Source organism: Rhodococcus sp. P4_C10, from assembly GCF_056402135.1.
Genome location: NZ_JBFUHZ010000073.1, coordinates 1 through 10,200, shown reverse-complemented (window position 1 = coordinate 10,200; position 10,200 = coordinate 1). Strand labels below are relative to the sequence as shown.

Here is a 10,200-nt window from a genome sequence, read left to right as displayed (position 1 = left end):
GGTACGGCGAGGTCGTCACGGTCGACGACCCGTGGGGCTACGGCAACTCGCTCGAGTGGGCCACCAGCTGCCCGCCGCCGCGGCACAACTTCACCGAGCTGCCCCGGATCCGCAGCGAGCGCCCGGCCTTCGAGCTGCACTACCCGCAGATGGTCGAGCGGTTGCGCGCGGAGGCGCACGTCGGCACCCGCCACCGTGAGCAGTCGGCCGAGCTCGTCGAGGTCGGGGCGGACGCGCCCGCCGACCGCGCGCCCGATGACTGAGCTCGCCCGGGCCGCCGCGGCGGCGGCTTCCCGCTGGCGTCGGTACGCGGGATTCGGGCGGGTTCGGCCGGGGCCGTACCCTTGATGACGTGGACACGATCGACCGAGACCTCCCCGACACGGCACCGGCGGCACCCGGAGACCCCGCGACCACCGAGCCCCGGAGTTACGAGGTACGCACCTTCGGCTGCCAGATGAACGTGCACGACTCGGAGCGGTTGTCCGGTCTGCTCGAGGACGCGGGCTACACCAAGGCGGCTGCCGGCGCGCAGCCCGACCTGCTGGTCTTCAACACCTGCGCGGTCCGCGAGAACGCCGACAACAAGCTCTACGGCACCCTCGGCATGCTGCGTCCGACCAAGGCGTCGCATCCGGGGATGCAGATCGCGGTCGGCGGCTGCCTGGCGCAGAAGGACCGCGACACCGTCGTGAAGAAGGCGCCGTGGGTGGACGTGGTCTTCGGCACCCACAACATCGGTTCGCTGCCGACCCTGCTCGAACGCGCCCGGCACAACGAGCGGGCGGAGGTCGAGATCCTCGAGTCGCTCGAGGCGTTTCCCTCCACGCTCCCCGCCAAGCGCGAGTCCGCGTACGCCGGCTGGGTGTCGATCTCGGTGGGCTGCAACAACACCTGCACGTTCTGCATCGTGCCCGCGCTGCGCGGCAAGGAGGTGGACCGCCGACCCGGCGACATCCTCGCCGAGGTGCAGGCACTCGTCGACGAGGGCGTGCTCGAGGTCACCCTGCTCGGGCAGAACGTCAACTCCTACGGCGTCTCCTTCGTGGACCCCGACATCCCGCGCGACCGGGGCGCATTCGCCGCCCTGCTCAGCGCCTGCGGGAACATCGAGGGCCTCGAGCGGGTCCGCTTCACCTCCCCGCACCCCGCGGAGTTCACCGACGACGTGATCGAGGCGATGGCCGCCACCCCGAACGTGTGCCCGCAGTTGCACATGCCGCTGCAGTCCGGCTCCGACCGGGTGCTCAAGGCGATGCGCCGGTCCTACCGCAAGGCCAAGTTCCTCGGCATCATCGAGAAGGTGCGGGCCGCGATGCCGCACGCCGCGATCACCACCGACATCATCGTCGGCTTCCCCGGGGAGACCGAGGACGACTTCCTCGAGACCCTGGACGTGGTCCGGCAGGCCCGCTTCACCAGCGCGTTCACCTTCCAGTACTCCAAGCGCCCGGGGACGCCCGCGGCGGAGATGCCGGACCAGCTGCCGAAGGAGGTCGTGCAGGAACGCTACGACCGCCTCATCGCGCTGCAGGAGCAGATCACGCTCGAGGAGAACCAGAAACTGCTCGGCGCCGAGGTGGAACTGCTGGTCGCGGCGGGGGAGGGCCGCAAGGACGCGGCCACCCACCGGATGAGTGGCCGGGCCCGTGACGGCCGGCTGGTGCACTTCCGCCCGGAGGGCGCCGCGTCCGTCGCCGGCGACATCCGGCCCGGCGACGTCGTCACCACCGTGGTCACCGGCGCGGCCCCGCACCACCTGATCGCGGACGGCCCGGTGCTCACCCACCGGCGCACCCGCGCCGGCGACTCGCACGAACGTGGCATCACGCCGAAGACCCCACCCATCGGGGTGGGACTGGGACTACCGCAGATCGGCGCGCCCGCGCCGCTGCCGACCGCAACGGGATGTGGAGCATGATCAAGGACAAGCACGAGGACCCGATCGAACACATCCGAAAGGACATCGAGGCGGCCGAGCGGAGGGTCACCTCGGAGATCGATCCCGGCATCCGCGGCGTCGTCGTCGCGGCCGGTGTGCTGGTGCTGCTGCTCAGCTTCACCCTCCCGCACACGGGGTCGGCCTCCGGCTGGGACGTGCTGGTCGGCAACGACGTCGCCCTGGGCGAGTCCATCGCGCTGCCGTCCCGGATCTTCGTCTGGCTGGCGCTGGTGTTCGGTGTGGTCGTCGGCGCCCTGGCGCTGGTCACCCGGCGCTGGACGGTGGCCTGGCTGGCCCTCGCCGGTACCGCCGTCGCCAGCGTGTTCGGGATGCTCGCGATCTGGTCGCGGCAGACCCTGTCCCCGGCCGACCCCGGCGGCGGACCCGCCATCGGCCTGGTCCTCGGCTGGATCACCGTGATGGTGCTGACCTTCCACTGGATCAAGGTGGTGTGGACCCGCACCTCCGTCCAGCTCGCCGCCGAGCAGGCGCGCCGGGAGCAGACTGCGGAGGCCGAGCGCCGGTCGATCTGGGGCGACGACAACATCTGACACCGGAGTTCGCCCGGTCCCGGGGCCTCACCCGCCCCGGGCACGCGAAACACAGCCGGCCAGACCCGGTCGAGCCCGTGGGGCCCGTCCCGGTCTGGCCGGCTGTGTGCTGTGCGTGATCGTGCCGGTGGCGTCGGGCAGACGCCGGGCGGGCGTCAGCGCTCGTTGACCGCGCCCTCGGCCGCCTCTGCCCACTCGCGCCACTGCTGCGCCTGTGCGAGCGCCTTCTCGGCGTCCTTGGTCTTGCCCGCGGCGGTGGCCTTCTCGGCCTGCTCCTCGAACTGCGCGACCCGGTCGCGGAACTGCGCGGCCCGGGCCATCGCCTCCGGGTCGGTCCGGCGCCACTGCGAGTCGACCGCCTCGTGCACGGTCTTCTCGATGGCGCGCAGCTTGCCCTCGAGGTCGTGCATGCGCTCGCGCGGGACCTTGCCGATCGCGTCCCACTTCTCCTGCAGGTCGCGCAGTGCGTTCCGCGCCGCCTCGAGATCCCGTGCGGGATCGATGTTCCCGGCCTCGCGCAGCAGGGCCTCCTTGGCGACGGCGTTGTCCTCGAACTCGGCGTCCCGCTCGGAGGCGGCCGCGTTGCGGGCCGCGAAGAACACGTCCTGCGCGCCCTTGAACCGCTTCCACAGGGCGTCGTCGGCGTCGCGCGGCGCCCGTCCGGCGGCCTTCCACTCGGCCAGCAGGTCGCGGAACGCACCCGCGGTCGGGCCCCAGTCGGTGGAGTCGGAGAGCGCCTCGGCGCGCTCCACCAGCTCCTCCTTGTGGACCTTCGCGGAGGCGCGGTCGCGGTCGAGTTCCGCGAAGTGGGCGCCGCGGCGCCGGTTGAACGCCTCACGGGCCTTCGAGTACCGCTTCCACAGTGCGTCGTCGACCTTGCGGTCCACCCCGCGGATGGTCTTCCACTCGTCGAGGATCTCCCGCAGCCGGTCGCCGGCGACCTTCCACTGGGTGGACTCGGCGCCGATCTGCTCGGCCTCCGCGGCGAGTTCCTCCTTGCGGTGGGTGTGCTCCTCGCGCTCGTGCTCGCGCTCCGCCTTGGCCGCGACGGCGGCCTTCTCGGAACCCGCGATCACCACGTCGAGCCGCCGGGCCAGCGCGTCGAGGTCGCCGATCGCAGCGGCGGTCGGCAGCGACTCCAACAGCGCGACCGCCGCCGCCCGGGTCTTCTTCGCGTCGCCCGCCCCGGAGCTCAGCCGCGCCTCGAGCAGGCCCACCTCGGTGGCCATGTCGTCGTAGCGGCGGCCGAAGTGCGCGAGGCCCTCCGCGGCGTCGCCGGCCTGCCAGGATCCGATCTGGCGTTCGCCGTCGACGGTCTTGACCCAGGCGGTGCCGTCGTCGTCGACGCGGCCGAACAGGCTCGGATCGCTCGGCGGGGCCACCGACGGCGCATGCGCGACCGCGGGGCCGGGCCGTGGTGCCGCCGGCTTCGGGGCGCCGGGCCTGGGTGCGCCCGGCTTCGGGGCGCCTGGCTTGGGTGCGCTGCTGTCGGTCATGACTCCTCATCTCTGCCGCGCGTCACGGCTGCCGTGCCTCGTCTGTTCACACACCGTGCCCGCGGGGTTCGGCGTGTGCGGGTTCCATTCAACCCGGAACGAGCAGTAGGGACCATTGAAACAGTTCAGACCCCCAGAACGTGGATTCAAGGGTCGACTACCGTTGCGCAGTGTGTTCACCGCCGCGGCTCTGGTCTCCGCCCCACCCCTGTTGATTCCCGAACTTGCCGGTGCTGCGGCCGCCGAGACGGCGGACCTGCGGGCCGCCAGCCTGGCGGTCGCCGCCCGGCTCCGCGAGCTCGCGCCGCGCTGGACCGTCGTCGGGGTCGGCGCCACCGAGGCCGAGCTGGGCCCCGACACGTCGGGCAGCTTCGCGGGCTTCGGCGCCGACGTCCGGGTCGCGCTGTCCCCGGACGCCGCCGCGTCGTCGCGCCGTGACCTGCCGCTGGCGGTGCTGGTGGCGGGCTGGCTGCGCGCCCACGCCGCAGCCGACGCCACCGCCGACGCGATCGTCGTCGCCGCCGACACCTCGCCCGTCTACTGCGCCGAGGTCGGCGCCGGGCTCCGGGCCCGGCTCGACGCCGCGGACGAGCCCCACGGGGTGCTGGTGGTCGCGGACGGGGCCACCACGCTCACCGCCAAGGCGCCCGGCGCGTTCGACGACCGCGCCCCCGGCGCCCAGGCCGAGCTGGACGCCGCGCTGACCGCGGGCGACCTCGAGTTCCTGCGGCAGCTGGACCCGGTGGCCTGCGCCGACCTCGGCATCGAGGGCCGGGCCGCCTGGCAGGTGCTGGCCGGGCTGTTCGGCGACGACGCGCCGCGCTGCCGCACCGACTACCAGGGCGCGCCCTACGGCGTCGGCTACCACGTCGGGACGTGGGAACGGTGAGCGTGCGTCCGATCGCGGTGGTCGGGCCGACCGCCACCGGCAAGTCCGACCTCGGCCTCGACCTGGCGCAGCGCCTCGGCGGCGAGATCGTGAACATCGACGCCATGCAGCAGTACCGCGGCATGGACATCGGGACCGCGAAGCTGCCCGTCGACGAACGGCGCGGCATCGTGCACCACCAGCTGGACGTGCTCGACGTCACCGAGACCGCGACGGTCGCCAACTACCAGCGCTCGGCCCGCGCCGACGTCGAGGACATCGCCGCCCGCGGCGCGGTGCCCGTCATCGTCGGCGGGTCGATGATGTACGTGCAGTCGCTGCTCGACGACTGGTCGTTCCCGGCCACCGACCCGCAGGTGCGGGCCAAGTGGGAGGCCGTCCTCGCCGAGGGCGGCGTCGCCGCCGTGCACGCCGAACTGACCCGGGCGGACCCGCAGGCCGCCGCGACGATCCTGCCGACCGACGGCCGCCGGATGGTGCGTGCGTTGGAGGTGGTGGAGCTGACCGGGATGCCGTTCGCCGCGTCCGCGCCGACCATCGGGGAACCGCGCTGGGGCACGGTCATCCTGGGCGTCGACCGCGACACCGCCGAACTCGACGGCCGGATCGCCCTCCGCACCCGGGCCATGTTCGACGGCGGCCTCGTCGAGGAGGTCTGCGCGCTGACCGACGTCGGGCTGCGCGAGGGCGTCACCGCGTCCCGGGCCATCGGCTACGCGCAGGTGCTCGCCGCGATGGACGGCGAGTACGACCTCGACGAGGCGCACGAGCGGACGCTGATCGGCACCCGCCGGTACGTGCGCCGGCAGCGGTCCTGGTTCCGGCGCGACCCGCGCGTGCACTGGCTCGACGGCGCTGACGACGACCTGACCTCGCTGGCCCTGACGATTGTGGAGACCCCGTGACCAAGAAGACCACCCGCCCGACGCACGGCCACGACGCGAAGGTGACCGTGCGCAACGCGCGGTTCCAGCAGTGGCAGTCGTACCTGAGCACCCGGGCCAAGCGGACCAAGGCGGCCCGGTTCCTGATCCAGGGCGTGCGCCCGCTGACCCTGGCACTCGAACACGACTGGCCGGCCGAGGCGTTGCTCTACCGGCTCGACGGGCCGCCGCTGTCGGCGTGGGCGCGCGGCGTGCTCGAGGAGTGGCGGCACGAGAAGGTCGGCGTCAGCGGCGAACTCATGCGCGAGCTGGGGGAGAAGTCGGACAGTGACCCGGAGCTGATCGCTGTCGCGAAGACCCGTCAGCGCGGGCTCGCCTCGCTGACCCTGCGGGCCGCGGGCGACGCCGCACCGCTGCTGGTGGTCTTCGACCGGCCCACCTCGCCCGGCAACCTCGGCACCCTGGTGCGCTCGGCGGACGCCTTCGGCGCCGACGCGGTGATCGTCACCGGCCACGCCGCCGACCCCTACGACCCGCAGTGCGTGCGTGCCTCCACCGGTTCGCTGTTCGCGATGCCGGTGTACGCGGCGGCCGACGCGAGCGAGGTGCTGGCCTTCCGGGATCGCCAGCGGGCCGGCGGGGTGGACCTGCGTGTCGTCGGCACCGACGAGGACGGCGACGTGCCGGTCTTCGGGCACGACTTCACCGGCGGCACGATCCTGGTGGTGGGCAACGAGACCCGCGGCATGAGCACCGGCTGGCGGCAGGCCTGCGACGTCACCGTCAGCATCCCGATCGGCGGGGCCGCCAGCTCGCTGGGCGCGCCGTCCGCCGGGGCGGTGTGCCTGTACGAGGCGGCGCGGCAGCGGATCCAGGCGCCGGCCGGCCCTCGGTAGCATGAGCGGCATGGATTTCAGCAAGGGTCACGGCACCGAGAACGACTTCGTGGTGCTCCCGGACCCGGACGTGCGCCTGGACCTGCGGGCGGACCGGGTGGCCGCACTGTGTGACCGCCGCGCCGGGATCGGCGGCGACGGACTGCTCCGGGTGGCCCGGACCGGTGCGCTGGTCGCCGCCGGGGTGCTCGACGCGGCCCCGGCCGGGGTCGGCGCCGACGACTGGTTCATGGACTACCGCAACGCCGACGGGTCGATCGCCGAGATGTGCGGCAACGGCGTCCGCGTGTTCGCCCACTACCTGCGCGCCACCGGCCGCGAGAGCGCCGACGAGTTCGTGGTCGGCAGCCGCGCCGGCGCCCGCCCGGTGGTGGTGCACCGCTGCGACGGCGCCACCGGCGAGGTGACCGTCGGGATGGGCGAGGTGCGCGAGCTGGGCACCTCCACCGCGACCCTGGACGGGCAGACCCTGACCGGGCTCGGCATCGACGTCGGCAACCCGCACCTGGCCTGCGTGGACGAGGGCCTCACCGCGGCGAAGCTGGCCGCGCTGGACCTGACCACGGCCCCGGTGTTCGACGCGGACTTCTTCCCGCACGGGGTGAACGTGGAGGTCCTCACCCCGATGGCGGACGGGGCGGTGGACATGCGGGTCTACGAGCGCGGCGTCGGCGAGACCCGCTCCTGCGGCACCGGGACGGTCGCCGCGGCCGCCGCCGCGTTGCGGTCGGCCGGGCGCACCGAGGGCGAGGTGCGGGTACGGGTGCTCGGCGGTGAGGTGCAGGTCAGCGTGCGCGGCGGCGTCGCCGAACTGCGCGGGCCGTCCGTGCTCGTCGCGTCCGGGCAGGTCGACGACGCCTGGTGGGCGACGCTGGGCTGAGCCGCCGCGGGCGGCCGGCGGATAATCCGAGTGCGCCCGGGCGGGCCGACGTGGGACCATGGGTCTTGTATGACGAACACACATGAAGCAACGGAGAACTCCGACCGCGACCACGAGGCCGACACCGGCACCGGGCCCAGCCGGGACACCGGCTGGACGCGGCACGAACCGTCCACCGGCGAGATGCAGCTCGACGAGCGCAGCGCCCTGCGCCGCGTCGTCGGTCTGTCCACCGAACTCACCGACGTCACCGAGGTCGAGTACCGGCAGCTGCGCCTGGAACGGGTGGTGCTCGTCGGGGTCTGGACCCATGGCACGGCCGCGCAGGCCGAGGCCAGCATGACCGAGCTGGCGGCGCTCGCCGAGACCGCCGGCTCCGAGGTGCTCGAGGGGCTGGTGCAGCGTCGCGACAAGCCCGACGCCGCCACCTACATCGGCTCCGGCAAGGCCAACGAACTGCGCGACGTGGTGATGGCGACGGGGGCCGACACCGTCATCGCCGACGGCGAGTTGACGCCGGCCCAGCTCAACGCGCTGGAGAAGGTGGTGAAGGTCAAGGTCATCGACCGCACCGCCCTGATCCTCGACATCTTCGCCCAGCACGCCACCTCCAGCGAGGGCAAGGCGCAGGTCGCGCTGGCCCAGATGCAGTACATGCTGCCGCGGCTGCGCGGCTGGGGTGAGTCGATGTCCCGCCAGGCCGGTGGCCGTGCCGGCAAGGACGGCGGCGTGGGAACGCGCGGACCTGGCGAGACGAAGATCGAGACCGACCGGCGCCGGATCCGCGAGCGGATGGCCAAGCTGCGCCGCGAGATCAAGGAGATGAAGGGCGCCCGCGACACCAAGCGCACGCAGCGGCTGCGCAACGAGGTGCCGTCGGTCGCGATCGTCGGCTACACCAACGCGGGCAAGTCGAGCCTGCTCAACTCCCTCACCGGCGCGGGCGTGCTGGTGCAGAACGCGCTGTTTGCCACCCTCGACCCGACCACTCGCAAGGCGGAGTTCGAGGACGGCCGGCAGTACGTGCTCACCGACACGGTCGGCTTCGTCCGGCACCTGCCCACCCAGCTCGTCGAGGCATTCCGCTCGACCCTCGAGGAGGTCACCGACGCCGACCTGCTGGTGCACGTCGTCGACGGGGCCGACCCGCTGCCGACCGAGCAGATCAAGGCGGTGCGCGAGGTGATCACCGCGGTGCTCCGCGAGACCGACGCCCCGGCGCCGCCGGAACTGTTGGTGGTCAACAAGATCGACGCGGCGGACCCGGTCACCCTGACCCAGCTGCGGGGGCTGCTGCCCGGCGCGATGTTCGTGTCCGCGCGCACCGGGGAGGGCATCGCCGAGCTGCGCGAGACGCTCTCGGAGCTCGTGAAGTCGCCGGAGGTGGAGCTGACCGCCCTGGTCCCGTACACCCGCGGCGACCTGATGGCCCGAATTCACGCCGATGGGCGAATTCTCGGGTCCTCGCACGAGCCGGAAGGCACACTGGTGCGCGCGAAGGTGCCGGAGGCGCTGGCCTCCGCACTCCAGGAGTACCGACACAGCGCCTGACCGGACAGGAACGGACATGACGGAACCGGGCACTGCTGCCTGTGTCGACGCCGCGGGCACCGCGGCCGGATCAGCCGGGCACGCCGATGCGTAGCCGGCTGGCGCTGCTCGCGCTGGCGGTGGTCGGGTCGGCCGTGGTGACCGCGGCCCCGGCCGGGGCCGCGCCGGACTCGAGCGGTTCCACCGGCTCCGCCGGTTCCTCGACCGGTTCCCAGGTGTCCGACGCCCGTTTCGAGACGCTCTGCACCCCAACCGATCCCGGTCTCGCGGAGATCTCCGGACTCGTCTCGACCGGCGGCACGATGTACGCGATCGGCGACAGCGGCACCGACGACGAGGTGTGGGTGCTCGACGACCAGTGCCAGGTCACCGGCACGGTTTCGGTGCCGCCGACCCAGTTCGACGTCGAGGACATGGCCATGGCCGGCGGCCGGCTCTGGCTCGCGGACACCGGCGACAACACCAAGGTCCGCCAGCAGGTGTCACTGACCGACGTGGACCCCGTCACCGGCGCCGGCGCGAGGCACCTGCTCACCTACCCGGACGGCCCGCACGACGCGGAGACGCTGCTGGTCGGCAGCGACGGCCGGCCGGTGATCGTCACCAAGGAGGTCCTCGCGGCCAGCGGCATCTACCGACCGGCCGGCGGCGCGACGCTGGACCAGCTCGGCCCCGGCCCGGCGCCGCTGCAGCGCATCGGGCAGCTCGCCTACGCACCCACCGACACACCCGGCAGCCCGATGCCGGTCGCGGGGTCGATCCTGGTCACCGGCGGCGCGGTGAGCGCCGACGGCCGGGTCGTCGCGGTGCGCACCTACACCGACGTCTACCTCTACCCGGCGCCGGACGGCGACATCGCGGCCGCGCTGACCGGCGCGACGCCGGTGCGGGTCCCGATGCCGAACCAGCCGCAGGGCGAGGCCATCGCCTTCACCCCGGACGGCGACCTGCTCAGCGCCTCGGAGGCGAACGGCGGTCCGCTGCCGCCGATCCAGATCCTGCGCGGCGCCACCGGGCTGGTCGACCTCCCCGCGCCGCCGCCCCCCGTGGTGGCCGCGGCGCAGGCCGACTCGGGCGCAACGGGCGCGGTGGTCGCGGTCGCGGCCGGCGG

Annotated in this window: 9 protein-coding genes and 1 pseudogene; 9 read left to right on the top strand and 1 reads right to left on the bottom strand. The window is 73.3% G+C overall.

Annotated features, from left to right (window positions below; genetic code table 11):
- The 3 genes and pseudogenes from AC1DWC_RS26200 to AC1DWC_RS26190 all read left to right on the top strand — a co-directional run.
- Positions 1-263: pseudogene (locus tag AC1DWC_RS26200) on the top strand (cytochrome ubiquinol oxidase subunit I); the annotation flags it as partial.
- Positions 264-361: 98 nt separating this feature from the next.
- A complete protein-coding gene (gene miaB, locus AC1DWC_RS26195; protein ID WP_477912753.1) occupies positions 362-1,921 on the top strand; it encodes a tRNA (N6-isopentenyl adenosine(37)-C2)-methylthiotransferase MiaB in 1,560 nt (519 codons plus the stop codon).
- The gene (locus AC1DWC_RS26190) at positions 1,918-2,493 is read left to right on the top strand and encodes an Rv2732c family membrane protein (protein WP_477912751.1); all 576 of its coding nucleotides are present in this window, start codon (positions 1,918-1,920) and stop codon (positions 2,491-2,493) included. Before miaB ends, AC1DWC_RS26190 begins: the two co-directional genes overlap by 4 nt.
- 155 nt (positions 2,494-2,648) lie before the next feature.
- On the opposite strand, the gene AC1DWC_RS26185 is transcribed toward AC1DWC_RS26190, so the two are convergent.
- On the bottom strand, positions 2,649-3,989 hold the full coding sequence (locus AC1DWC_RS26185) for a DUF349 domain-containing protein (protein WP_477912749.1): 1,341 nt from the start codon (positions 3,987-3,989) through the stop codon (positions 2,649-2,651).
- A gap of 172 nt (positions 3,990-4,161) precedes the next feature.
- On the opposite strand from AC1DWC_RS26185, the gene AC1DWC_RS26180 reads away from it, so the two are divergent.
- The 6 genes from AC1DWC_RS26180 to AC1DWC_RS26155 form a co-directional block, all read left to right on the top strand.
- Positions 4,162-4,878: a class III extradiol ring-cleavage dioxygenase family protein gene (locus AC1DWC_RS26180; protein ID WP_477912747.1), complete on the top strand. Its 717-nt coding sequence runs from the start codon at positions 4,162-4,164 to the stop codon at positions 4,876-4,878.
- Positions 4,866-5,783: a tRNA (adenosine(37)-N6)-dimethylallyltransferase MiaA gene (gene miaA / locus AC1DWC_RS26175; RefSeq protein ID WP_477912745.1), complete on the top strand. Its 918-nt coding sequence runs from the start codon at positions 4,866-4,868 to the stop codon at positions 5,781-5,783. The genes AC1DWC_RS26180 and miaA overlap by 13 nt, the downstream gene beginning before the upstream one ends.
- Complete coding sequence (locus AC1DWC_RS26170; RefSeq protein ID WP_477912743.1) at positions 5,780-6,658, top strand: TrmH family RNA methyltransferase; 879 nt, start codon at positions 5,780-5,782, stop codon at positions 6,656-6,658. The genes miaA and AC1DWC_RS26170 overlap by 4 nt, the downstream gene beginning before the upstream one ends.
- A gap of 10 nt (positions 6,659-6,668) precedes the next feature.
- Positions 6,669-7,538 carry a diaminopimelate epimerase gene (dapF, locus tag AC1DWC_RS26165; RefSeq protein WP_477912741.1) on the top strand — a complete coding sequence of 290 codons (870 nt, stop codon included), beginning with the start codon at positions 6,669-6,671 and terminating at the stop codon, positions 7,536-7,538.
- A 69-nt stretch (positions 7,539-7,607) separates the two neighbouring features.
- The gene (hflX, locus tag AC1DWC_RS26160; protein ID WP_477912739.1) at positions 7,608-9,089 is read left to right on the top strand and encodes a GTPase HflX; all 1,482 of its coding nucleotides are present in this window, start codon (positions 7,608-7,610) and stop codon (positions 9,087-9,089) included.
- A gap of 86 nt (positions 9,090-9,175) precedes the next feature.
- A partial coding sequence (locus AC1DWC_RS26155) for a hypothetical protein (protein ID WP_477912737.1) occupies positions 9,176-10,200 on the top strand: 1,025 nt, incomplete at its 3' end.